Here is a 23361-nt window from a genome sequence, read left to right on the forward strand (position 1 = left end):
GGAAAAATAACGGCTGCCATTTGCATGGCAGCCGTTATTTTTTATACCCATTTTACTTCTAGCAAAAATTGTTCCTTAAATAGCTGAATTAAAAACTCATGATAAAAGTCGTTTCTGACGATCACTTGATAGCGGTTATTGGCATGAATGTAAAAATGAATGTCTGTCAGGACCTTGTTATTATCGAAATATTCACGGATCTTTTCAAGTCCTTTTTTCTGTTCTTTTGATAGAAGGGTGATGGAGAATTCAAAGTCATCTCCATTTTTCTTTTCCGTTAATTCTATCAGCTTTTCATTGATTTTATACTCTAACTTCATCATGGCCCTCCTAAATTAGGTATCTCAGATAGATATATGCCGTACAAATTAAAATTGACAGAATCATTAATGGAAAGGCAATAACCAGGAATTTACCGAATGTTATATGATAGCCTTCCTTGGCGGCAAGACCTGCTACAATAACATTGGCACTCGCCCCAATCAAGGTCCCGTTCCCGCCGAGACAGGCCCCTAATGCAAGGCTCCACCAGAGTGGATCGAGATTTTGGATCCCGAGTTCACCCATATCTTTAATCATTGGAATCATCGTAGCAACAAAAGGAATATTATCAATAAATGCTGACGCAATCGCACTTACCCATAGAATTAAAAGCGAAGTAGAGGTTACGTCTCCACCGGTAAGATGAACTGCTTTGTCTGCCAATAAGGAAATGACGCCCGTCTCAACCAATCCGGATACAAGGACAAACAGTCCGATAAAGAAGAAAATGGTTGTCCATTCTACTTTTTCTAAAGCCTTCTCCAAATACTTTTCGCCTGTTAATAAAAGCAGCAGAAAAGCTCCGGCTAATGCAACAGTGGCTGATTCAATATGTACTAATTGATGCAGGAAGAATCCTAATATCGTTAACCCAATGACAGTTAACGATTTTGTTAATAACACTTTATCGGTTATTTCCTCTTTTTCATCTAAATCCATTACATTTGCTTTTAGTTCAGGAGATGTTTTAAGTTGTTTTCGATATATGAAAGCCAAAATGGCAATATTCACAAAAAGGATAAGAAATGAAATAGCTGTAAGGTTATAAATGAATTCCATAAAGGTTAGTTCTTTAACAGCGCTTCCAAGCATGATATTCGGAGGATCACCAATCAGAGTAGCGGTTCCGCCAATATTTGACGCAAGGATTTGTGTTATTAAAAAGGGTATTGGATTCACTTGAAGTTGGCGAGTAATACTAAAGGTAACAGGGACCATCAAAAGGACGGTGGTAACATTGTCCAAGAATGCTGAAACTACTGCCGTTATGATACCGAACATAATTAGCGTTTTTAAAGGATCAGCTCCCGCTTTTTTGGCGGACCATATAGCAAGATATTTGAACAAACCCGTTTCGGCTGTAATGGTAACGATAATCATCATACCAGTTAATAATCCAATGGTATTAAAATCAATATGATGAAGTGCCTCTTCTTGACCGACAATTCCCAGTACAACCATTAAAATTCCACCGATCATGGCGATGATGGTCCGGTGAATCTTTTCAGTAACGATAAATGCATAAATGACGAGAAAAACGCCTAATGCTATAAGTGCTTGTGTTGACATGTTTCGACCTCTTCTCCCTAATTTCTACTAAACAAGTGAATACAAAAAGGAGCCCGAAAAAGACAACAGACTCCTCTATAATTCACCGAATATTTCCTTATTTAATTTTATAAAAGTCTGCTTAGGTTGTAAAGTGTCTAAACAAATAGATGTTGTCCAAGCTTACGTCTGTAGCTGACCATTCCACTATTTTGAAATGGACAGCCAGAGCAAGGAAGCTGGACAACAATTATTATTTTAATCACATCTATCGGCAAAACAATGGATAAATTATGAATAAAAAAATAAATTTTTAAGACTTAGTAGCCTAATTTATTAATCGTATTAACCGTTTCCTTATGTTCAGGTTTTAATAATTTATACAGCTCGGTATCTGTTTGAACAAGCGGTTTGCCGTTTTCATCTGCAATCGGTCTGACCCGGGATATGCCATTAACAACCCTCCATTTACCGGCTACTTTTTTAATATTTAAATCGATAATTCCAAGATGACTTCCAAAAGCTCCTGGCATCACGACCGGTTTTCCATTTATTCGTCCGGTTTTTATATCCGTGTTGGCAATCTTTTTATAGGATGGCCCGGGAAACAGGCTATGGGAATGGCCCGCAAGGATAGCGTCAATTCCGGGGATTTTTGTTAAATAGTAAACAGCATCCTCTGTATCGGGATGGTATGGTTCGTCAGTGATACCCGTATGAGCTAGGGCAATCACAACATCTGCACCTTCCGCCTTCATGATCGGGACATATTCCTTTGCGGTATCCACAATCGGCCGTGGATAGACTTTGCCCTCCAGGTTTGATTTATCCCACTTCATAATCTGAGTCGGCATGAAGCTTATCACACCAATACTCAGGTTATGTTTCTTCCCATCTTTGTCCACTAGTTTTCTTTTTAATATAACGTAGGGTTTAAAATATGGGGTGTTCGTTTTTGCAGAAATCACATTAGCGTTAATGGCAGGCATTTTAGCCCCTTTTAAAGCAGCATTTAAAAATTTTAACCCATAATTAAATTCATGATTGCCGATAGCAATGGCATCATACTTTAAATGATTAAAGGCACGGTAAACTGGGTGGATCTTGCCTTTGTTGATTCCCTTAATTCTGGCCAGATATTCGCCAAGGGGATTCCCTTTTAAGTGGTCGCCGCCATCAAATAACAGTGAATTCTTCACTTCGTTTCGTGCCAGGCGAATGAGTGAAGCCGTTTGAACCAGGCCGATTCGATTATTTTCCCTTGAAAGATAGTAATCATAGTTGATTAAATCCGCATGCAAATCGGTCGTTTCAAGCAATCTTAAGTTAATTGTCGTGCTTTTCTGTGCCGTTGCTTTTGCAACCGGATGCGTCGCGGAAGGCTGTAAAATGAATAGAAGGGCAACCAATAATAGAAAGGAAGTTTTTTTAAACAATAGAGGGACCTCCTTCGGATTTAAAAGTATAGGTCCCTATAGTATTTGTTTTTTTAAAACAAATATTAATTAAAATTGGACGGAATTTCCTTTTAATGTATGAGTCTGCTTTCTTTTGCTTTTTTTTGCAGGGTACCGCCATATTTTTCAATAGGCCCTTTTAAAACTAAACCAAATATCAATGTTACTAGGGTGATCATCGAAAGGATGGAAAGGTCATGTTTGGCAACATCCCACTCGATTTCTCCGACGGCTTCCCGCATCAAGCTAATGGCATAGGTAAAGGGTAAAAAGGGATGAAGCTTTTGAAAGAATGACGGCATCACCTGAACAGGAAAGGTGCCGCCAGCGCCAGAAATTTGCAGGACAAGGAAAACAATGGCCAATCCCTTTCCAACATTTCCGAAAATGGACACCAGTGTATAGGTAATCAGCATAAAGATAGCACTAATCAGTAACCCAAATAAAATAAACCAGGGCTTATCAACAACATAGGTCTTTAATAGCAGAATATCACCCGCGGTTACGATGAATGCCTGGCATAACGCGATGGTCAAAAAGGTTAAAAAGCGGCCTAAATAGACATGATTCGGATGATACGCCCCTGGCAAATCATTCACTTCGACAGGGATTAATGATATAAGCAAAGTTGCCCCCACCCATAAAGCAAGTGTAGTAAAAAAGGGCGACATGGCTGATCCGTAATTCGGAATCGGAAATAGCCTTTTTTCCTTTAATAGTACTGGCTCGGCGAAAAAGTCACTTTCCTTTTTGACATCGTTACGCAGCAAATCGATAATGTCACGGATATCTTCCGTTTTTTCAAATTCACGGATTTGATTGGCCAGGTTTATAACTTTTTGCTTTACAGCGGGGAAATCCCTTTTTATTAGAGCTAAATCCCGTTTCCCAATGGCAATGCCGGCTGAGGCATCCTGAAGGATTTTTTTAATTTGTGAAAGCGTTTGGTCTGTATTTGCAAAAAATTCATTTGCCTTGACGGGAACTTGTTTTGCTGCATTACTGATTTGTGCAAACTTCGGTGCAATTTTGCTGTCATATTGATTCACAAGCTGTCCTAAACCAGATGACATATCCGAAGCAATTTGGTTAGTCCGCTCTAGCAGGTCCTGTGAGGGTGTCTCAAGGCTTTTAATCATTTTTAAATTATTTAATAGGTTTTCGGCGGATTCTTTTTGCTTGTTTAGCTGTATGATTACATCCGTAAACAGTGGTGCAGTCCCTAAGCCATTTAATTGATTTAATAAGTTGATTAAAAGTGTTTCCGCACGGATTAGTGCCGTAAGGCGGGTGATTGCATCGTTTAGTGCACTTTGCCTTTCCTCTGTACTGGCGGTATTCGATAATAAGATTCCCGTGACCTGCTCCACATTTGCTGCTGTTTGTTCCATATAGATGAGATTTTGCTTAACGGCGGGTGCAAGATTTTCGAATGTCTCTTTATTACTGTCAAAAAATGTTGTCAGTTGTCCGGACAAGTCCTGGGCGCGGCCCATGATGGAGTCTACCTCATTGATTTTCACTTTCAGGTCTGCCACGATTTTTTCTGCTTGGTCTGCGTCTTGATTCGCAGTATTAATAATATTTTCGGCCTCTGCCAGATGATCGTTTAACCAAAAAATCATGGTCTTCAGTTTTTCAATTTCAGGCAGGTTCTTTTGCAGTTCGATGCCAAGTTGATTAAAAATATCAAAAATAACGCCATTGGCTGTCTTCACAAAGTTTTTGCTGATCTGTTCTTTTATGCCTGTGGCTCCCTTAGCTGTAATTTTTGGGGCAATGGCATTAACTTTTTCATTTACGACATAGTTGAGTTCCGGCTTTTGCGGGTTATCACTGAGGACAGTGCCAATTTTTTCGGAGAAATACTTCGGAATCGTAATGCTCGCAAAATAGTCTCCGTATTTCACTCCTTGCTCCGCTTTTTTAGCATCAACAAAATCCCAGCCAAGCGATTTATTTTGTTTTAGAGATTTCACAACCTCTTTCCCGATGTTGATTTTTTTCCCTCTTAGGATGGTGCCGTTATCCTCATTGATAACGGCAATTGGAATTTCGCCCGTATTACCATATGGATCCCATGACGCTTTTATATTAAACCAGGCATAAAGAGATGGCAGAAACATCAGTGCGATAATAACGAGGGCGGCAGCCCAATTCGTCGTGACACTTTTTAGATCATCTTGATAAATTCTCAAAATCTTATTCATATCAGCCAATCACCCAACATTGATGTTTAATAATTAATAGTATTTGTCATATTTATCTGTTGATACACTAATAATAAAAAGCAACTGCTAGGGATGCTGGTCAGAGATTTGTCAAAAACATATGAACAAATAGTGAATAATACTATCTTCATAATAAAAAAGAAGATAAATTTTTTATAATGATGGTAGTTAAATCAGGGAGGTAATTGGACATGAACATAACTACTTTTATTGAATTAGAAAATCAAGAAGTTGAAGCGATTGCCGGTGCAAAGTTAGTGTTTTCGCAGGAACAAATTGAAGAAAACATCATTGAGACTTGTGTCGAATGTTTCCAAGTGGAAGATTCAGAGGATCGTATTTCAACTGAGGAAGCAATGGAGAGAGTGTTTGCTAAACTACGGGAAGATGGAGTTATTCCGGCAGATGTCGAGGAGTTTTCCTTTGAATTGCCATCCTGTGAGAGATTAAAAAGCAAAGCTGACCATATGGCCGACATTCCGAAAAAAGTGATTCTATCATTTGTGTCATAAAGAAGTTCCTTGGAGCTTCTTTTTTAAATTCTGTGTTGTAAGGTAGTGAGACATAAGCAAAAGCCAGAAGCCTTACATGTGCATTTTAATGGAGTTGGTAAACTCTGAAGGTTAGTTTGGATAGGGGGTGAATACCTGTTTGATAGGAAGTGCCAGCCGGGGGGGCGGCTGGCATTTTTCAGCTTTAAAGGGTTCATGAGGACAATCCCATGCGAAAAAATGCGGTGGTTGTCCTTATAAAGGGTTCATGAGAACAGCTCCATGAGGAAAAGTGCGGTGGTTGTCCTCATCGGGGGTTCATGAGGACAGCTCCATGAGGAAAAGTCCGATGTTTGTCCTCATAAAGGGTTCATGAGGACGCTCTATGAGAAAAAGTGCGGTGGTTGTCCTCATGGAGGGTTCATGAGGACAGCACCATGAGAAAAAGTGCGGTGTTTGTCCTCATGGAGGGTTCATGAGGACAGCTCCATGAGAAAAAGTGAGGTGGTTGTCCTCATAGAGGGTTCATGAGGACAGCTTCATGAGAAAAAGTGAGGTGATTGTCCTCATAGAGGGGTTCATGAGGACACCCTTACAAGAAAAAAAGCCAGGATTGTCCTCATAAAGGGTTCATGAGGACACCACTACAAGAAAAAAGGCAGGATTGTCCTCATAAAAGGTTCATGAGGACACCCCGACAAGAAAAAACACCAGGGTTGTCCCCATAAAGGGTTTATGAGGACACCCCGACAAGAAAAAGCACCAGGCATGTCCTCATAAAAAAGTATAATCAGTATTACAATTAAAAAATGCGACTACATAAGTTTGTAATAGGAATACTTACCATGCCCTTGGATGGTAAAATGCCGTCTTAAAATTCTATTAATTGTCTTTTTAGACACGATCCCATCACACCATTCCCAAACTCCATTAGTAGTAATCTTTCTCCCCGGAAAAAGCATAACCAACTCCCGTACACTCCGCAAAACCGCAGAATCAACGGACTCCTCATGCCCGCATAAACCGCACACAATTTTATTTCCCGTAAAAGACGTTGAGAGTGTGTGGCAAGAAGAAGAAAGTACTCCTTTTTGTAGTTGAGCATACTCATAAGAAGGAAATTCAGCAAAGGGAAATTCTTCTTGATCAAGCGAAATAAGCAGCTCTGCCAGTTTCTCATGACCCTGATTCAGTCTCGAGTATGGTTTATCCAATTTCTTCATAAATTCTTGATTTGTGTCGGGTAAATAACATGGTCATTTTGAGGAGCTTGGTATAAGGTAAACTCGGGGTTTATGTGGACCAGGTATGATTCAACATGATATTTGTATCCTAAGTTTTGAAGCAATTGCCTAAATAGGTTTTCACATCGCTCCAACTGATTAAGAGGGTTATTAATCTCTCGATTGCCTTTCATTAAATGCCCGTCAGCATCGTAATAAAAATCACCTTCAAAATTTTTCACATCAATCAGACAAATTTCTTTTTGATAGATAATCACTGTGTCAATTTGAAAATAAGATTTGTTGAGCTTGAGCTGCAAATCGTTAATAACTAGACACTGACACTGAAGCTTTTCAGTCAACTTGTCAAACTCCAATTCACCGGCAAAACCCTTTTCCGCATTCAGATAATTCCATTTGTCATCATCTGACAACAGCATGCGGGCATTCAATGACCTCATTTTCCTTAATTCCTTTCTTATTGTGCGCGGTTTCTTAAGCATAGTCCACCATCCTTTATTTAAAATCACAGATTTATTTTACTAGAAAAATAACTTCCACCGATGCACGAACTATGAAATATTTGTTAACATTTTCCTGTCAGAACGGATATCGAATATTCAAAGAGATAAATTAAAAAGGAGTGACTCAACTCACTTAACTGAAAATGATTATCAATTATAATAGAGACATAAAGGAGGCATAAACAATGGAAAAGAATTCAGTTAAAGCCTATATGGAATACAGTGAAGAGAAATTCACGAAAAGGATTATTTATAAGAAGGGCGAAACAACAGCATTCGTTTTAAACTTCCTGCCAAATCAGGCTCTCCCAACTCATAAACACCCAGGAACAGAGGTTTATCTGTATGTTCTAACTGGCAGCGGCACAATTATAATAGATGGAATAGAGACAACAGTAACCGAGGCGGACCTCATCCATGTGGAAAGTGAAGAGGAAATGTCCTTCAAAAATACGGGCAGTGAACCTGTAAGTTTATATGTGGTATTAAGTAAAATTCCAAACGAGCAATATGCCAATAATATTTAACAGCAAAAGCCAGCCTCAATCAGGCTGGCTTTAATCAATCTTCAAATTTATGCAGGTTTTTTTCGATGAGAAACATCACCTTTCTTCTTAAACCCAAAAAACCACCAATTCCAATCACCTAACAATTTCATCAAAGATGGAACAAGAACCATCCGGACAATGGTAGCGTCAATAAAAATGGCGACCGCAATGCCGACTCCCAATTGCTTGATTGGCATAACGCCAGTAAAAGCAAAAGCACCCGTCACGACAATCATAATTGCTGCCGCGGAGGTAATGATTTTACTCGTGTACGTTAAACCTGAAATTGTTGCCTCATTATTATCGCCCGTTTTCAGATAAAACTCCTGAATTCGGGAGATTAGAAATACCTCGTAATCCATTGACAATCCAAATACGAGAGTAAAAACAAAAACGGGAAGGATTAAGCCAATATTGACAGGTTCAACTCCCAAATGTCCCTCCTGGAAAACCCAAACGACAATCCCAAATGTGCAGCCAAGGCTCAAGGCATTCATCAAGATAGCTTTAAACGGAATGAGTATCGATCGGAAAGCAGCCATCAAAATGACTAGCGTTGAAATCATAATCAACAGCAAACCATACGGAGCCTTTTTTATAATCTCATCAAAGATTTCTTGCTCGAACTTAATTGGACCGCCAACTGAAGCCTTTACACCTAAATCTTTCACGGACCAATCCTTAACCCATTGGCGGGCTTTAGCTGAATGTTCACCGGTCTTTAGGTAGACTTCAACCAGCATTTTATTTTCCCGGACGAAATGATCGAAAACTGGGGTAAGTTTACTCATTTCACCATAAAGCAGCAGCTGTTGGAATTGCGATGTATTCTTAATGCCAAAAACAGAAAATGGCGAATCAACCGTATTAACTAGTTGGTCTTTCTCCAATTTATTGATCACTCGGCTTACCTTCTCCAGATTATCCCTTGTCAGAACACCTCCGCTGGTCTCCAGAATAATCGATACCTTCTTCTCATCGCGTTTTTCTTTTTCAATAAATTGATCTTTAAATTTTTCTATAGCGACACGTGAAGGATAGTTAGGAGGCAGGGAATCGGTGCCCGGAATCGTAAGAACCATTTGCTTCACTGGAATAAGTCCGACCAGCAAAATGGCTAAAGCGCAGACTGCCATCAGAACGGGACGGCGCATGACAAACTTGGCAAATAAATACCAGCCGCTTACGCGATCGTCTGAAATCCGCAACAAGCTAAATTTATTGATTCTATGTCCTAATAGTGCCAAGAACGCCGGCAGAAACGTTAAAGAGCAGAGTGCAGAAACAAGGACGACAGTCATTCCGCCGAGGGCGACATTCTGAAAAATATCAATTTGAATAAACCAAAGTCCAGATAACCCGATAAAGACGCATAGGCCGGAAAAGATGATGGACCTGCCTGCTGTGGCAACGGTAATTGCGATGGCTTCCCCAACAGATTTCCTTGTTAACTCTTCCTTATAGCGGTTAATAAATAACAGCGCAAAATCGATGCTCAAAGCAAGGCCGATCATTGGTACAATATTCAAAATAAAAATAGTTAGGTCGATGCCGTAACTGAAAAAATAAACGGTCCCCATGGTGGTTAAAATGGATACCACACCAATAATCAGCGGAAGTGCTGACGCCACAAGACTGCCAAAAGCGAGGATGAGAACAAGCAGGGCAATCGGCAAGCCAATCATCTCAGCTTTAGCCAAATCCTCTTGGCTTGCTGTATTTAAATCTTTAACGATGATTGGTTCCCCCGTCATCGTTACCTTTAACCCTTTTTTGTTTTTCAGCAGCTTTTTTAAATCGCTTATTTCTGTCCCGAGGCTTTCCGCTTTTTTATTAAAGGTAAGCAGGCCATAAGCGTAATTCCCTTTAATCATATCGTCCCGGGCAAATGGGGGAATGATGTCCTTTGCTTGATCAAAGTCCTTTAGTTTTACGAAGGTATCCTTCATAAATTCCTGAAACTTTTCATCGTTCACGCCCTTTTCTCTTTGAAAAACAAGGATAATGGAGGACTTGGGTTGTCCAAAGTCTTTTTCTAAAATCCGCCTCGTTTCGTTATATTCTCCCTTATATTCAAAACCGTTTCCGCTTAACACAGCAGGCAGTTTCAAAGCGAAAAAGCCAAACAGGATAATAGCTAAAAGCCAAACCAGCATCACCCATTTTCGATTCCGATAAATAAATCCACCGAGCTTTTCCACCCCATCACCCCCAATAAAAAATAACAATCCAATTAAGTAACAAAATATTACAGCTTTAAACGTTTGACTATTTCATGGCTTTTAATAAGAAAGCCTTTTATAAATATTTCCCTTCTTATCCGGTGAAAATGTACATATTTACAAATGTTCAACCGCTTTGTTATAGTTATTTCTGGGCAAACTAAGGTACATAATGAAATAAAAATAGGGGGAATTAGCAATGAGCCAAAGCATAGCCAGAATGATTGACCATACATTATTAAAGCCAGAAGCAACGAAAGGGCAAATCGTGAAATTAGCAGAAGAGGCAAAACAATATTCATTTGCTTCCGTTTGTGTGAACCCTGCCTGGGTAAAAACGGCTGCTGAAATACTTAATGATACACCAGATGTTAAAGTTTGTACGGTCATCGGCTTTCCACTTGGGGCAACGACATCGGAGACGAAAGCATTTGAAACAAAAAATGCGATTGAAAATGGCGCGGATGAAGTTGATATGGTCATTAACATTGGTGCACTTAAAGATCAGCAGGATGATTTAGTGGAATCGGACATCCGCAGTGTTGTGGAGGCAGCGAAGGGGAAAGCATTAGTAAAGGTTATTATTGAAACTTCACTGTTGACGGATGAAGAAAAGAAACGGGCATGTGAGCTTTCAGTCAAGGCTGGTGCTGATTTTGTTAAAACTTCGACAGGATTTTCAACTGGCGGTGCTACGGTAGAAGATATCCGCTTAATGCGCGAAACGGTGGGTCCCGAAATCGGCGTTAAAGCATCCGGGGGCGTAAGAAGCCGAGAAGATGCCCTTGCAATGGTTGATGCCGGGGCAACAAGAATTGGTGCAAGCTCGGGTGTGGCCATCTGTAAAGGAGAAGTTTCCTCCAGCAATTACTAATACTAATATAAAAAGAGGCTGCCTTTTATTAAAAGGACAGCCTTTTTTGTGACTAAAAGAAAAGGTTAAGGACGAAATATAAAATCCCAGCTAATAGTACGGTTATTGGCAAGGTAATTACCCAAGTAACCAGCATCCGCCGGGCCGTATCCCATTTTACCCCTTTTAGTCGATGGGAAGCCCCCACACCTAGAATTCCGGAGGAAATGACGTGTGTAGTACTGACAGGCAAATGGATATAAGTAGCGCCAAAGATAATGGCTGCGCCAGTTAAATCAGCGGCGACCCCATTAATTGGCCTGATTTTCATGATTTTACCGCCTACAGTTTTAATAATTTTCCATCCACCGATGGATGTTCCAAGTCCCATTGCCAACGCACAGGATATTTGCACCCAGAAAGGTACATCGGCATCATGTGGAAGATACTCGTTCGCAATCAGCGCCATTGTGATAATCCCCATCGATTTTTGGGCATCGTTTGTTCCATGTGAATAAGATTGCAATGCTGCAGTTGCGATTTGGATATAACGGAAATTCCGATTTGTCTTTGTTAGATTGAAATTTCTAAACACTACTTTAAAAATACTATATATAATGTAACCGACCGCAAACGCTAAAATAGGCGAAAGAATAAGTGCTTCAATAATTTTTATGAATCCAGCATAATTTAATACGTTTAATCCTTCAGCAGCGATTGCTGCACCAGCTATGGAACCAATTAGTGCATGGGAAGAACTGCTCGGGATTCCGAAATACCAAGTAATTAAGTTCCAGGCAATAGCTGCTAGCAGTGCAGCTAAAATGACCACGGATCCATGCTCTAATTTAAATGGGTCAACGATATCCTTTGAAATTGTTTTAGCAACGCCTGTGAACGTGAGGGCTCCGACGAAATTCATGACAGCGGCAAGCAAAATTGCCTGTCGTGGTTTCAATGCTTTTGTCGAAACCGAGGTAGCAATTGCATTTGCTGTATCATGGAAACCATTAATAAAGTCAAATGCGAGAGCCCCGATGACAATTAAAATAGTAAGTATTAAAACTGCACTCATATTATGACTCCTTATGCATTTTTCATGATAATAGTTTCAAGAATATTGGCAACGGTCTGGCAGCTGTCAGCAACGTCCTCAAGGTTCTCATAAATCTCTTTATATTGGATGATACGGATTGGGTCCTTTTCCACGTTAAACAGATTTTTAATGGATTGCCGTAAAATATTGTCGCACTTGGATTCAAAATCCTTAATTTTAATAGCATGTTCTCTGATTTGCAAAAGCTTTTTGTTTGAAAGCAGCTCAACAGCCTTATCAATTTCAAGAACACTGCCTTGAATGGCGTCCACAAACTGAATCATGAAATCATCCGCCTTAGTGATGGAGTACATTTCAAATAGGGCGGAAGTGGCTTCAAGACCATCTAATACATCGTCCATTACCATCGCAAGGTGTAGAATGTCTTCCCGCTCGATTGGTGTGATAAAGGCATCATTCAATTCTTTAATGACTTCGTGAACAAAGGTATCACCTTTAGTTTCATATTCCTTCATTTTTTCTGAGAAAATTTTTAAATCGCTGACGTTTTTCAGTTTATATTCTGTAAAGAAGTTTCCCCCTTCTTTAAGGTTGGAAGAAATATTGCTTAGCAAAACTGAGAATTTGTCATTTTTTTTAAATGCCATTAGAGATACCCTCCATTATTGTACGTGTTGTTCATCAACGGAATAATTTTATATGAAGATTGTCTAAAAAATAAATAATTTAAAACAAATTTACAAAAACTTAACATAAGAATTTTCAGACAACTATTTTGTGGAAGTACTATTTTACTTTTGCCTCGATTTCATTATTTATGTATTAACTTTTCCATTGAAATGAGTAAAAAAAAGAAAAAAGGGTAATTTATAAGGTAACAGGCAGACATCCTCAGATGCTGCTTGGCAGGCTCAAGAAAAAATCAAATGAATACTAAAAAAGGAGTGTTCTATGTGAGCTTTATTTGGGCATTAATTGTTGGCGGTATAATCGGTTGGTTAGCCGGCCTTATTGTAGGTAGAGACGTACCTGGGGGAATTATTGGTAATATCATTGCTGGCTTTGTTGGCGCATGGTTAGGACAAACGGTTTTGGGAGATTGGGGACCGGAAGTAGCTGATTTCGCCATTATACCAGCCATCATTGGTGCAGCAGTCCTCGTGCTTGTATTAAGCTTTATCATGAGAGCTTTCAGGAAAGCCGATTAATCATTATGAAGAAAGCCTCCCAAATTTGGGAGGCTTTTATAGTAAGTAAATATCAAATTCTTTAAAAATAATCGGGTCGTCCGTAAATGGTCCATATACAACGACTTTTTCCTCTGTTAAAGGATGGGTAAATTCCAGTTTTCCAGCATGGAGGGCCTGTCTGTTGACGAGTGGTTTCCCGCCGTATACAACATCTCCAATTAAAGGATGGCCTAGATGACTTAAATGCACACGAATTTGGTGCGTCCGGCCTGTATCAAGCCAGCATTTTACGTAAGATAAATTACGCTTTCTGTCTTCCTTCACCACTTGATAATGCGTAATCGCAGCTTGCCCAGTAGTAGATACTCTCCTCTTGGTCGGGTGATGCCGATCGCGGCCAATCGGGGCATTAATCGTCCCTTTTTGTTGCCTCAATAATCCATGGACCATTGCAAGGTATGTTCTTTTGATTTCCCTTTTTGCAAGCTTTCCGTCCAGAAGCGCTCCTGCCAGTGCGTGTTTAACTAGCAGGATGGCACCGGAGGTATCACGGTCTAAACGGTGAATCTGGCGGACATCCCGGATTTCCCCTTTGGCCTGTAAATAAAAGGAAGCTGCATTAATTAAAGTATCAGTATCTTTTTCAGGGTCATTTGGATGTGTGTTCATAAATGGCGGTTTATTAATAATTAATAAATGGTCATCCTCAAAGAGGACATTGATATCAAGATAGTTAGGGATTACATGTGGTTCCTCTTCGATAAATAATTGAATTTGCAGTTTCGAGCCTTCTGAAAGCGGAGCCGTCCAGGAACATTCCCTTCCATCAACCTGAACCTTTTTCTCCATTCGAAATGTATGTGTTAACTTTCTAGGGGTTTCCCATTCATGACGGAAGATTTCTTCGATTGTCTTTCCAGCCCATTTTCTAGGAACGATAATCTGAAACCATTCTCCCAGCCGCATTGTTTTCAGCATAATGTCTCCTTCTTATTCTTGTAGAGCAGCTAACAGTAATTACCACCCTAAATACAAACTAAGATATGTTATTCTTATCATATATAATACGACAGAAATTAGCGCGTGAGCAAAGGTGGGTTATGGAGTGAAGATCGTTTTTGCCTCGACTCCTAGTCAGGAAGAAAAAATTTGTGAGCTCGTGAGATATATTTATTCAAATATATTTCCGCTATATTTTACGGACGAGGAAATAATCCGTTTTGAAAAATTAAAAATACTGCATACCTCTAAACAACATTTTGAAGAATTTAGCACTTTAAAGGATGCATTTCAAGTGATGGCCAGTATTCAAACATTAATATCGATACTGGAATCACCTCAGCTTGACGATCAATACGAAGCTATTTTTAATAAAAATGCAGCAAACCTTCATGAATTCGGCTTGTTTTTTCCGTTTGAATTTGAACAGTTTGCCGAAGCAAAAAGTTTGAAAAATACTGTTCTCAGCATTTATACGAAGGCAGATAATGAACTGCTTATTTAATAGAAGAAAAAGCCGTTTTGCTGGCTTTTTCTTTTTTTTATAAAAAAACAGCTCGTTTTAATGTATTATAAGTATTGGATTGCCGAAAATATTGGGTCTGCAAAAATTGTCGTTATTTTGACGTTAGGTTTTAAAGGAGTATTAAACACCGGTTTAGAACCAATATTAGGTATAGATAACATACTGGAGGGAACCTAAAAATGGATTGGAGAACCGCAGCAAAGAACTGGATTGAATTTAAAGAATTGGATTCCGAATTAAAGGGCCAATTAGAAACACTTGTGCGAAACGAAAAACTGCTTGAAGAGGCATTTTATAAAAATTTAGAGTTTGGAACAGGCGGAATGCGCGGAGAACTTGGTGTCGGGACAAATAGAATGAATATATATACTGTTCGCAAAGCATCCGCAGGTCTGGCCGCATACATAGAAGAGCAAGGAGAAGAAGCAAAACAACGCGGTGTTGTCATTGCGTTTGACTCCCGCTATAAATCTCCGGAATTTGCGCTGGAAGCTGCCAAAACCCTGGCAACACGGGGAATTCAAACTTATGTGTTTGATGAGCTTCGCCCTACTCCGGAGCTTTCCTTTGCCTTACGGTATTTAAACGCATTTTCGGGGATTGTCATCACCGCCAGCCATAATCCACCAGAATATAACGGTTATAAAGTATACGGATCAGATGGCGGCCAGCTGCCTCCAGAGGCTGCCGATCAGGTTATTGCGAAAGTAAATGAAATTGACAATGAATTAGTTATCAAGGTAGACAATGAAAAAACTTTAAGTGCTTCCGGTTTAATTAAAACTATTGGTGAAGAAGTCGACCAAGCATATATTAATAAGCTTAAGACAATTTCCGAAAATCCACAGCTTGCCGAAGAAACAGATATTCAGATTGTCTTTACACCATTGCACGGCACGGCGAATAAACCTGTCCGGGCTGCGCTTCACGCTTTGGGCTATAAGAATGTAACAGTGGTAAAGGAGCAGGAGCTTCCAGATCCCGAGTTTTCAACCGTGAAAAGCCCTAACCCAGAAGAACACGCCGCTTTTGAATTAGCCATTCGTGATGGCAAAGCAGTAGGGGCGGACCTGTTAATTGCAACAGACCCCGATGCTGACCGTCTGGGAATAGCTGTGCAAAATCCAGAAGGTAAGTACGTTGTATTAACGGGTAACCAAACCGGAGCTTTATTGCTTGATTACTTACTTTCCCAGAAACAGCAAAAAGGGACTTTGCCACAAAACGGTGTCGTTTTAAAAACAATTGTCACCTCTGAATTAGGCCGCAAAATTGCGTCAGCCTATGATTTAGAAACGGTCGATGTTTTAACAGGCTTCAAATTCATCGCGGAAAAAATCAAGCAATATGAAGAAACTGGGGAGCATACATATTTATTTGGCTATGAAGAATCATATGGTTATTTAATCGGTGACTTTGCCCGTGATAAGGATGCTGTTCAAGCAGCACTTTTGGCCACAGAGGTTTGCGCCTATTATAAGAAACAGGGATTGACCTTATATGAAGGTATGATGCAGGTTTTTGAAAAATACGGTTATTACCAGGAGGGACTCCGCTCTTTAACCTTAAAAGGAAAAGAAGGAGCAGAATTGATTCAGCGTATTTTGTCCTCCTTCCGCAGCGAACCGTTAACGGGGCTTGGTTCCTTAAAAACGGCTGTATCAGAAGACTATCTAACAGGAAATAGAACGATTAATAACCAGGAAGAGAAAATTGATCTTCCAAAATCAAACGTATTGAAGTATATTTTTGAAGACGGGTCATGGGTGTGCTTACGCCCATCGGGGACTGAGCCAAAGGTTAAATTTTACTTTGGTGTTAACAGCAAATCGCTTGAGGACAGCAGAAGCAAATTACAAACAATCGAAAAAGACTTCATGGATTTAGTTGATCAAAAGGTTAAGCAAGTTCAAAACGTTCAAAACGTTTAGTATTATTTAGGAAAACACGGCTTCCAAAAGGTTTTGGATGCCGTGTTTTTTGGTGGAATTCATAGGTCTGGCTTGGAAAAAATTTCTTTATGAAAATCAGTATCCACTTGATGTTTCAGGAAAGACTATACATCGGTATCTCATTTGGCGATTGTTCAAATGTTTCGTTGGCATGGTCGATGTAGCGAAGCAAGCTGTATAGTTTGGTTTCTATAACGGAATAGTCGCGTTCAAAATTGTAGGCGTGCAGGAAATGTTCAATCTTTTTAGATAAGAACTGGTCTGTGGTTCTTACCATTAATATCAATAAATTATCCCATTCAGACCGATGTGTATAAAATAACGCCCGGTCATAATCCAATTTATTCATTAATTTTCTCTCCTCCTTACTAGGAGTTGAGATTATTTTATGAAATTTTGCCGTGAACTTTCACGCAAAAATTTGGACACCTTGTCCTCATGGCCTTTTCAACATTTACCTGTATATTTTGTAATTGTTATGATCTTGTTTCATCAATCCTTCTCTTTCTTCATACATTGTGGTAAGAGGAAAAGGGGGAATGGCTGATGAATGAGGGAGATAAGAAGGCACTCGAATATGCGATCGATGAAATAACGGAAATCGCCAGCGGTTTTGGCTTAGATTTTTACCCGATGCGTTATGAAATTTGCCCTGCCGAAATCATTTATACATTTGGAGCTTATGGGATGCCGACCCGATTTTCACACTGGAGCTTCGGGAAACAATTTCACAAAATGAAGCTTCATTATGATTTAGGTCTAAGTAAGATTTATGAACTCGTCATTAATTCGGACCCATGTTACGCATTTTTGCTGGATTCTAATTCGTTAATCCAAAATAAACTAATTGTTGCCCACGTTTTGGCCCATTGTGATTTCTTTAAAAACAATGTTCGGTTCCAAAACACAAAACGGGATATGGTCGAAAGCATGGCGGCTACAGCAGAAAGAATTCATCAATACGAAATTCAATATGGTAAAAAAGAAGTGGAGAGTTTTCTTGATGCAATATTGTCTATTGATGAGCATATTGACCCTTCCTTAATGCGTCCGAAATTGGCATGGTCCTTGGAGGACGATGAAGAAGAGCAAGAACAGCGAGCAGTTTCCCCGTATGATGATCTTTGGGGCTTGGATACAAAAGACGAAAAGGACACAAAGCCGCCACGTCGAAAGAAATTTCCGCCAAGACCAGAGAAAGATATATTACTCTTCATTGAAACATATAGCCGCGAACTGGAGGATTGGCAGCGTGATATTCTTACAATGATGCGGGAAGAAATGCTGTATTTCTGGCCGCAGTTGGAAACAAAAATCATGAACGAAGGCTGGGCATCGTTTCGCAAAGGTGTTACGTTATAACCCAATCTTATTTAATCGATTTTTGAAGTTCATTCTGGTTTATGCTAAAATTTTCTAGAAGCTAGTACTCCTTACATAAAATATTTAAAGGGAAAATAATATGAGTTCAAAAGGTCTTTTAATTATTGCCGTAATTCACTTTTTCTTTGCTATGTACATCGAATATGGTGCCGATCATCTTTGGGAAAAATACGTTAAAAAGATATATGACTTTCTGGGGCAACCACAATGGTTGGTATTGATTGGCGCAATCGTCTATATCTTAATTGAAAAAAGATTTAATGACTATGAAGAAAAATTAGATGCAAAAGAAATTCAACGTGAATCAGAAACAAATGACTTAAAGCAACAAATGGCTTCCTTAATGGATAACCATAGGGAGGAAATAAAACAATATGAGGAAAAATTAAAGGATAAAGCATTAGCCATTATTTCGAATTATGAAGAACTAAAGAATTTTAAACAACTTGAAAAGCAAAAGGAATTGATGAGGAATTATATTTCAAAAAACAGCTACATAATGGCAATACAGCTATACGAATATTCTGAAGATGAGTTTGAAAATCATTCCATTACAGTTAATTATGTCGCTGGAAAAGTTTCAAGTTCTGTTGATTTAAATGCAATATTGCAGGAACATTAACGGTTGAGCCCGTTGAAACACACCATTCCATCGAATTCGCTTTAACGATTCTTGGAAGCCTGATTCTAAAGCAAAAAAATGTTGAAACTGAAATTGAAATATTAAGGGAAGAATTAATTAGTGCGGGGATGGGTCTATCTGAAGATGAAATAACAACCTTTTTAGAAGAATCCAGAAAAGACCTATTAAAATCCATACATATCCACAGTTTATTAGATAATAAAGGTAAAGAACATGAACTTTTTCGTAAACAGCGGACAGGTATTTATAAAGGAATCATGAATTATAAAGTTAGTAAGAAGACAGAATTTATTTTTAAATATATTGGATCCAATGACAGAAAAGAAAGATGGTATTTGTTTAAGAAAATTGAGAATACCAATCAGTTTTTGTTATTTACACTCAGTCCTAGAATTTGGGAAAAGGATAATGCTGTAAAAAATATTCTTGAAATAGGTGAAAAATTTTTAGAGAATCTACGCAATTTAGATCTGATAAAGTATACTTTAATTAAAGAGGTGATGAAAATCATGTCAAAAGAAAAATATGCACAGCTTCAAAAGCTTTTCGAAAAGAGTCAAGAAAAAGTCGCTCAGAAATTAAGAGAACAAATTGGCGCTAAAGTTGAAATTATACAAGGTAAACCGACATCGGAAAATTATTCATATATACCACGCGTAGAATCATCGTATAGTAAATAACCCGGTTAATTTAACCGGGTTTTTTGTTCAAACCATTAAAATTGGTGAAAAAGCGGGAAAAATCCTGGGATATCTAAGAGGAAAAAATGACCTATAAAAAAAGTCCCTTTAATGGACTTTTTTGGTTTATGAAGCTATTTTATTATCGATGTATTGTAACAGGACTCTCGATAAATTAATGATAAACTTAGCTTCAATTTCTTCAATAATTTCCTCGTTTGGATGAGAAAAACTTTGATTGTTTCGAATATCGTTCAAATTTTCGAGTGTTTTTGAAATGGTATTGACAATTTGATTGACGGGCTTATTTTGTTCCTTTACGTTAATACCAAATTTGGGATGTTCAAGTTTAATTTTGCTCCATAATTCCTGTATTTTTACGTTTTTCTCTTCAAATTCAATACCTGCCTGTTTGCATATTTCTTTTAGAAATCCATGGATTGCAGTATGTGCTCGGTCAATCGCACTGCTGCAAGAATGATTTAGGATAAGAGTATCTGCCTGATCAAGTACATCTTTAACAAATTCGAAATTATGTACTAATTCACCAACATCAATCAACTCACCTCTCAATTCCGAAATCCATTGATTGATTTTTTCGTGTAGTCTTTGTTTATTAAGGAATTCGGCTTTTGAAATAACTTCACATTCTAATTGATCTTCAAAATAATGTAATGGATATTTTCCTAATATCCCCAATAGGATTTTGGATTGTTCGTTTGCGTCTGCTTCCGATAGAATATGAATAAACCTTTCCCTTGTTGTTCCTATGTATTCGTTAGGATTTTTGTCTAAGCCACAATACAATGGATAAAATTCAGCATGCGTTGAATAAGAAAAATCCCCTAAATACCCGCCATGAACTCCAATATAGGAAACAACACTATTTATATCTTTTGCACTTAACTTGCCCATTTAGCTCATCTCCATAATTCATTTTATTCGCAGTTTAATATACTTAACTTTCTATATTGCATTTATAGAAAGGACATACGTGTGAATGGCTTCTCATATGATGTAATATTAATCGATTGCTAGGAGGAATGAAATGCCAAAGGAATATTTTATTTATGGTTTTTGCCATTGGGCTCCAAATCAGCCTCCCTATAGAATTTCTCAATGCAGTTGGGGGATGGATGAATACGATGCGTTGAACAAGCTTATGGAAAAGGAAGTAAAAACTCGAAATATAAATTCTGTTTATCAAAGAATTTCATGTAGGATCCGACACGCCGGAAGAACCAACCAAAAGCCCTTTTTTGAAAATAAGGATACTTCGTATGTTAGAGGACGAATCAGTGAATTTTGGGTAAGATTTACTATGGCAGAGACAATAGATGAACTCACCTACTATGGAGAGCAGTTTAAGAGATATGTGGAAAAATATCCGTTTACAGAAAATAGCATAAAAAAAATGAGAGTAAAATATAAACAACAAAAACAACAAATTGAAAATGGAATGATAAAACCGGTTCAGTTTCGTTTAACGAATGATATGCCCAGCGGATTAAACGTACAGCAAAAAATAGATTATTATGCAAATAAAGCGACTGAATTCCTGCAGGCGCGGGGATATCGAATTAAAAAAAATGAGGGAAATCAATTTCAAATTACTACTTCTAAATGGCATGAATATTATTTGGAAAAAGATGAAACATGGACAGTTACACCCGTTGAATTAATTTTGTTTTGGCAAGATCAAGAACCGAGACTTGATGAAAAAAATGCATTAAAAGGGGTAATAAATAATGACCATTTGGTTTTGGAATATTTGGGTGAAAGGAAAGAAAAAGATATTAAAGAACATCTTTCCTCATTAGATACAGCAGGTATAACACCTTTTGCTTTAAAAGATAAATTTGGGATTGCAAGAATTTATGTGGTTCGTGAAGAGGCAATAGATGCACGGAATGTATTAAGTAAAATGGCTCATAGGCTTTACTACGATTATTCTGATCCATTTGAACTGCTGGATGATCGTGACCCTTTGGGTGAAGAGTATTGGCATAATCTGGAGAATGAGTTTGAGAAATAATGATTTTTAAGACTATTTACGAAATCGTCTTTTTTGGCGGTTTTTTCTTTTTGTTTGATAATTAGAATCGATTATTGCCATTTTATTAGAAAAAATGCCGAAACAAAAAACACTTACGATAAAATAAAAATGATTAATTGAATTAAAGGGCAGCCTCTTAAATAATTTTATCCAATTGTGAATATTAAGCACTTGTTCCAAATGCATCACCTCATTCAAACTGTTAATTAACAAATGGAAAATCCTCATTTGTGAAGAGATACTGTGTGTTCTTTTTTTTTACTTCTCTCATATAGTTACGTTAGTAACGTTAAGGGGAGGGGTTAAGGTATGCGTGATTACAATGTTCATGAGGCTTTTGCAATTTTACAAAAATACTATATAACCGATTCAATGCAGATGGTGCCGCGCTGGATTCGTGAAGGAAAGATTTTGGGAACGAGAAGCCAAAATCGAAAAGAAGGGTATAGGATTGCTGAAGAAGATTTGTATGATTTTATTGAAGAACAGCGCCCGGGTTTATCTGCCATCATGGAGGTTTATGATGGGTATGTGAAGGGGCTTAAACTTGATTTAAATGAAGACAACCCTTCAAAAGAGCTCCCGCCTAAAGATAAAATGGAAGAAAACGTAACAGATGAATTGCTTTTGCGGATTGGCGATTTGGAAGATAAGTTGACCAACTTGGAACAAGAGAAACATCAATTGGAGACCAAAATCATTGAATTGATGGAGGAGAATGATACCTTCGCTAAATTGTATGATTATGTTGAAGAAGAAAATAAGCAACTAAAAATCATTGCCAAACAGTCAAAGACAGTAAAGAAAAAAGAAGAAAAAACCGTTAAGGAAAAGATTTCACCCATTACTTTAGAGGATTTTAAAAATATAGGTCATGATATGGTTGTAAAATTAGAGATAAAGCTCGATGAAACCGCGGTAGCTGATCATCTACGTTCCATTTACGAACAAGTCTTTGAAGCAGGCTTGATAAAAACTGATTTAGTGGACGAAGAAGGCGCTTTTTGTTGCCCATATTCTGAGAAAAGGTTCAAACAGCAAAAGCGTTTTATTAAACAAGTTATAAAAAATTACTTTGATTCCATTGATAATCAAAAACTTAAACTGGAACAGCTTGAACTACCAATGGCTAACGGTTGAACCGTTAGCCATTGGTAGTTCATCTCATAAAAAAAGTTGGATTTGTCATCATTTTTATCAAATATGATTTGTTTCTAAAATAGCCCTAACTTTTTTTACACATTCCTCTGTAATAGTTCTATTTATTATTTCATCGTGTTTCAGTTCATGTGTCAATGTATCATAAAGCATTAATTCACCAAGACCGCCGCAATCGATGTATAGTTCATATATGTTCTCAACCTCTTGCATTTTTCCTTTGTAATATAAGGCTGTATCTATTCTTATTGGCATTTCTTTTTCCATAAATGGCATAATCAAAACGAGTTTCTTAAAATCTGACAATAAATTAAAAACCTCATCAGAAACCGCTTCGTCCAGTGTTTTAAAAATTGTTGAAATTTGCTTTCCGATTGAAGTGAAATTTGTATGTGTCATCCCATTTATTACGTTTATCAAGTCCATTTTTATAACCGCATTTAAAGAACTTTTCTTCATTCTTTTAATAATTTCATTTTTAAATTCATCAACTATTGATTCAAAATCAAGTTCTAATTTCACCATATAAATCATTGGTTAGTTTCACCTCCGATAAATGATTACTTATTAAATGGAAA

General features: G+C 38.0%; 23 protein-coding genes and 1 pseudogene. 11 read left to right on the forward strand and 13 right to left on the reverse strand.

Going from position 1 to position 23361, the window contains the following annotated elements; all coding sequences use genetic code 11:
• Window positions 1-41: 41 nt before the first annotated feature.
• The 4 genes from ACZ5AE_RS06880 to ACZ5AE_RS06895 form a co-directional block, all read right to left on the reverse strand.
• Window positions 42-323 (reverse strand): hypothetical protein, encoded by a 282-nt coding sequence (locus tag ACZ5AE_RS06880; protein WP_464570693.1) that lies wholly within the window; start codon window positions 321-323, stop codon window positions 42-44.
• 7 nt (window positions 324-330) lie between these two features.
• Entirely contained in the window at window positions 331-1611 is a 1281-nt protein-coding gene (locus ACZ5AE_RS06885; RefSeq protein ID WP_464570695.1) for an ArsB/NhaD family transporter, read from the reverse strand.
• Window positions 1612-1910: 299 nt separating this feature from the next.
• A complete protein-coding gene (locus ACZ5AE_RS06890) occupies window positions 1911-3026 on the reverse strand; it encodes a metallophosphoesterase (protein ID WP_464570697.1) in 1116 nt (371 codons plus the stop codon).
• Window positions 3027-3118: 92 nt separating this feature from the next.
• Window positions 3119-5257: a YhgE/Pip domain-containing protein gene (locus ACZ5AE_RS06895; protein WP_464570699.1), complete on the reverse strand. Its 2139-nt coding sequence runs from the start codon at window positions 5255-5257 to the stop codon at window positions 3119-3121.
• Window positions 5258-5469: 212 nt separating this feature from the next.
• Between ACZ5AE_RS06895 and ACZ5AE_RS06900 the strand changes: the two genes are divergently transcribed.
• Entirely contained in the window at window positions 5470-5790 is a 321-nt protein-coding gene (locus tag ACZ5AE_RS06900; protein WP_464570701.1) for a hypothetical protein, read from the forward strand.
• A gap of 794 nt (window positions 5791-6584) precedes the next feature.
• On the opposite strand, the gene ACZ5AE_RS06905 is transcribed toward ACZ5AE_RS06900, so the two are convergent.
• Together ACZ5AE_RS06905 and ACZ5AE_RS06910 are read right to left on the reverse strand one after the other, a co-directional pair.
• The gene (locus tag ACZ5AE_RS06905) at window positions 6585-6992 is read right to left on the reverse strand and encodes a hypothetical protein (RefSeq protein ID WP_464570703.1); all 408 of its coding nucleotides are present in this window, start codon (window positions 6990-6992) and stop codon (window positions 6585-6587) included.
• On the reverse strand, window positions 6989-7495 hold the full coding sequence (locus tag ACZ5AE_RS06910; RefSeq protein ID WP_464570705.1) for a nuclease-related domain-containing protein: 507 nt from the start codon (window positions 7493-7495) through the stop codon (window positions 6989-6991). Before ACZ5AE_RS06910 ends, ACZ5AE_RS06905 begins: the two co-directional genes overlap by 4 nt.
• A gap of 206 nt (window positions 7496-7701) precedes the next feature.
• On the opposite strand from ACZ5AE_RS06910, the gene ACZ5AE_RS06915 reads away from it, so the two are divergent.
• A complete protein-coding gene (locus ACZ5AE_RS06915) occupies window positions 7702-8043 on the forward strand; it encodes a cupin domain-containing protein (RefSeq protein WP_464570707.1) in 342 nt (113 codons plus the stop codon).
• Window positions 8044-8090: 47 nt separating this feature from the next.
• Here the strand turns inward: ACZ5AE_RS06915 and ACZ5AE_RS06920 are convergent, their stop codons facing one another.
• Complete coding sequence (locus tag ACZ5AE_RS06920) at window positions 8091-10265, reverse strand: MMPL family transporter (protein ID WP_464570709.1); 2175 nt, start codon at window positions 10263-10265, stop codon at window positions 8091-8093.
• A gap of 220 nt (window positions 10266-10485) precedes the next feature.
• Between ACZ5AE_RS06920 and deoC the strand changes: the two genes are divergently transcribed.
• Entirely contained in the window at window positions 10486-11160 is a 675-nt protein-coding gene (deoC, locus tag ACZ5AE_RS06925) for a deoxyribose-phosphate aldolase (protein WP_464570711.1), read from the forward strand.
• A 52-nt stretch (window positions 11161-11212) separates the two neighbouring features.
• On the opposite strand, the gene ACZ5AE_RS06930 is transcribed toward deoC, so the two are convergent.
• Both ACZ5AE_RS06930 and ACZ5AE_RS06935 read right to left on the reverse strand, forming a co-directional pair.
• Complete coding sequence (locus ACZ5AE_RS06930) at window positions 11213-12214, reverse strand: anion permease (protein ID WP_464570713.1); 1002 nt, start codon at window positions 12212-12214, stop codon at window positions 11213-11215.
• An 11-nt stretch (window positions 12215-12225) separates the two neighbouring features.
• Window positions 12226-12843, reverse strand: coding sequence for a DUF47 domain-containing protein (locus ACZ5AE_RS06935; RefSeq protein ID WP_464570715.1), 618 nt, complete (start codon window positions 12841-12843; stop codon window positions 12226-12228).
• Between the two features lie 306 nt (window positions 12844-13149).
• Here ACZ5AE_RS06935 and ACZ5AE_RS06940 point away from each other — a divergent pair, with 306 nt between their 5' ends.
• Window positions 13150-13404 carry a GlsB/YeaQ/YmgE family stress response membrane protein gene (locus ACZ5AE_RS06940; protein WP_464570717.1) on the forward strand — a complete coding sequence of 85 codons (255 nt, stop codon included), beginning with the start codon at window positions 13150-13152 and terminating at the stop codon, window positions 13402-13404.
• A gap of 36 nt (window positions 13405-13440) precedes the next feature.
• Here ACZ5AE_RS06940 and ACZ5AE_RS06945 read toward each other — a convergent pair whose 3' ends face one another.
• Window positions 13441-14364: an RluA family pseudouridine synthase gene (locus ACZ5AE_RS06945; protein WP_464570719.1), complete on the reverse strand. Its 924-nt coding sequence runs from the start codon at window positions 14362-14364 to the stop codon at window positions 13441-13443.
• A 127-nt stretch (window positions 14365-14491) separates the two neighbouring features.
• Between ACZ5AE_RS06945 and ACZ5AE_RS06950 the strand changes: the two genes are divergently transcribed.
• Entirely contained in the window at window positions 14492-14890 is a 399-nt protein-coding gene (locus tag ACZ5AE_RS06950; RefSeq protein WP_464570721.1) for a YhcU family protein, read from the forward strand.
• A 200-nt stretch (window positions 14891-15090) separates the two neighbouring features.
• Window positions 15091-16842 (forward strand): phospho-sugar mutase, encoded by a 1752-nt coding sequence (locus tag ACZ5AE_RS06955; protein ID WP_464570723.1) that lies wholly within the window; start codon window positions 15091-15093, stop codon window positions 16840-16842.
• 115 nt (window positions 16843-16957) lie between these two features.
• Here ACZ5AE_RS06955 and ACZ5AE_RS06960 read toward each other — a convergent pair whose 3' ends face one another.
• Window positions 16958-17212, reverse strand: a complete 255-nt coding sequence (locus tag ACZ5AE_RS06960; protein WP_213116745.1) for a YhdB family protein — start codon at window positions 17210-17212, stop codon at window positions 16958-16960.
• Window positions 17213-17409: 197 nt separating this feature from the next.
• Between ACZ5AE_RS06960 and ACZ5AE_RS06965 the strand changes: the two are divergent.
• The 3 genes and pseudogenes from ACZ5AE_RS06965 to ACZ5AE_RS06975 form a co-directional block, all read left to right on the forward strand.
• Window positions 17410-18204, forward strand: a pseudogene (locus ACZ5AE_RS06965) (SpoVR family protein); the annotation flags it as partial.
• A 121-nt stretch (window positions 18205-18325) separates the two neighbouring features.
• Window positions 18326-18868, forward strand: coding sequence for a hypothetical protein (locus ACZ5AE_RS06970; protein ID WP_464570725.1), 543 nt, complete (start codon window positions 18326-18328; stop codon window positions 18866-18868).
• A 128-nt stretch (window positions 18869-18996) separates the two neighbouring features.
• The gene (locus ACZ5AE_RS06975) at window positions 18997-19569 is read left to right on the forward strand and encodes a hypothetical protein (RefSeq protein ID WP_464570727.1); all 573 of its coding nucleotides are present in this window, start codon (window positions 18997-18999) and stop codon (window positions 19567-19569) included.
• Between the two features lie 126 nt (window positions 19570-19695).
• On the opposite strand, the gene ACZ5AE_RS06980 is transcribed toward ACZ5AE_RS06975, so the two are convergent.
• Window positions 19696-20484 (reverse strand): abortive infection family protein, encoded by a 789-nt coding sequence (locus ACZ5AE_RS06980; protein WP_464570729.1) that lies wholly within the window; start codon window positions 20482-20484, stop codon window positions 19696-19698.
• 133 nt (window positions 20485-20617) lie between these two features.
• Here ACZ5AE_RS06980 and ACZ5AE_RS06985 point away from each other — a divergent pair, with 133 nt between their 5' ends.
• The gene (locus ACZ5AE_RS06985; RefSeq protein ID WP_464570731.1) at window positions 20618-21604 is read left to right on the forward strand and encodes a hypothetical protein; all 987 of its coding nucleotides are present in this window, start codon (window positions 20618-20620) and stop codon (window positions 21602-21604) included.
• Between the two features lie 330 nt (window positions 21605-21934).
• Window positions 21935-22765, forward strand: coding sequence for a MerR family transcriptional regulator (locus ACZ5AE_RS06990; RefSeq protein WP_464570733.1), 831 nt, complete (start codon window positions 21935-21937; stop codon window positions 22763-22765).
• Window positions 22766-22822: 57 nt separating this feature from the next.
• Here the strand turns inward: ACZ5AE_RS06990 and ACZ5AE_RS06995 are convergent, their stop codons facing one another.
• A complete protein-coding gene (locus ACZ5AE_RS06995; RefSeq protein WP_464570735.1) occupies window positions 22823-23308 on the reverse strand; it encodes a hypothetical protein in 486 nt (161 codons plus the stop codon).
• Window positions 23309-23361: the final 53 nt, after the last annotated feature.

The organism is Neobacillus sp. S1227, assembly GCF_055385255.1.

Coding starts and splice junctions, on each gene's coding strand:
- ACZ5AE_RS06880 (WP_464570693.1), bottom strand. CDS start 323: ATGATGAAGTTAGAGTATAAAATCAATGAAAAGCTGATAGAATTAACG.
- ACZ5AE_RS06885 (WP_464570695.1), bottom strand. CDS start 1,611: ATGTCAACACAAGCACTTATAGCATTAGGCGTTTTTCTCGTCATTTAT.
- ACZ5AE_RS06895 (WP_464570699.1), bottom strand. CDS start 5,257: ATGAATAAGATTTTGAGAATTTATCAAGATGATCTAAAAAGTGTCACG.
- ACZ5AE_RS06900 (WP_464570701.1), top strand. CDS start 5,470: ATGAACATAACTACTTTTATTGAATTAGAAAATCAAGAAGTTGAAGCG.
- ACZ5AE_RS06905 (WP_464570703.1), bottom strand. CDS start 6,992: ATGAAGAAATTGGATAAACCATACTCGAGACTGAATCAGGGTCATGAG.
- ACZ5AE_RS06910 (WP_464570705.1), bottom strand. CDS start 7,495: ATGCTTAAGAAACCGCGCACAATAAGAAAGGAATTAAGGAAAATGAGG.
- ACZ5AE_RS06915 (WP_464570707.1), top strand. CDS start 7,702: ATGGAAAAGAATTCAGTTAAAGCCTATATGGAATACAGTGAAGAGAAA.
- deoC (WP_464570711.1), top strand. CDS start 10,486: ATGAGCCAAAGCATAGCCAGAATGATTGACCATACATTATTAAAGCCA.
- ACZ5AE_RS06930 (WP_464570713.1), bottom strand. CDS start 12,214: ATGAGTGCAGTTTTAATACTTACTATTTTAATTGTCATCGGGGCTCTC.
- ACZ5AE_RS06935 (WP_464570715.1), bottom strand. CDS start 12,843: ATGGCATTTAAAAAAAATGACAAATTCTCAGTTTTGCTAAGCAATATT.
- ACZ5AE_RS06945 (WP_464570719.1), bottom strand. CDS start 14,364: ATGCTGAAAACAATGCGGCTGGGAGAATGGTTTCAGATTATCGTTCCT.
- ACZ5AE_RS06955 (WP_464570723.1), top strand. CDS start 15,091: ATGGATTGGAGAACCGCAGCAAAGAACTGGATTGAATTTAAAGAATTG.
- ACZ5AE_RS06960 (WP_213116745.1), bottom strand. CDS start 17,212: ATGAATAAATTGGATTATGACCGGGCGTTATTTTATACACATCGGTCT.
- ACZ5AE_RS06970 (WP_464570725.1), top strand. CDS start 18,326: ATGAGTTCAAAAGGTCTTTTAATTATTGCCGTAATTCACTTTTTCTTT.
- ACZ5AE_RS06975 (WP_464570727.1), top strand. CDS start 18,997: ATGGGTCTATCTGAAGATGAAATAACAACCTTTTTAGAAGAATCCAGA.
- ACZ5AE_RS06980 (WP_464570729.1), bottom strand. CDS start 20,484: ATGGGCAAGTTAAGTGCAAAAGATATAAATAGTGTTGTTTCCTATATT.
- ACZ5AE_RS06985 (WP_464570731.1), top strand. CDS start 20,618: ATGCCAAAGGAATATTTTATTTATGGTTTTTGCCATTGGGCTCCAAAT.
- ACZ5AE_RS06990 (WP_464570733.1), top strand. CDS start 21,935: ATGCGTGATTACAATGTTCATGAGGCTTTTGCAATTTTACAAAAATAC.
- ACZ5AE_RS06995 (WP_464570735.1), bottom strand. CDS start 23,308: ATGGTGAAATTAGAACTTGATTTTGAATCAATAGTTGATGAATTTAAA.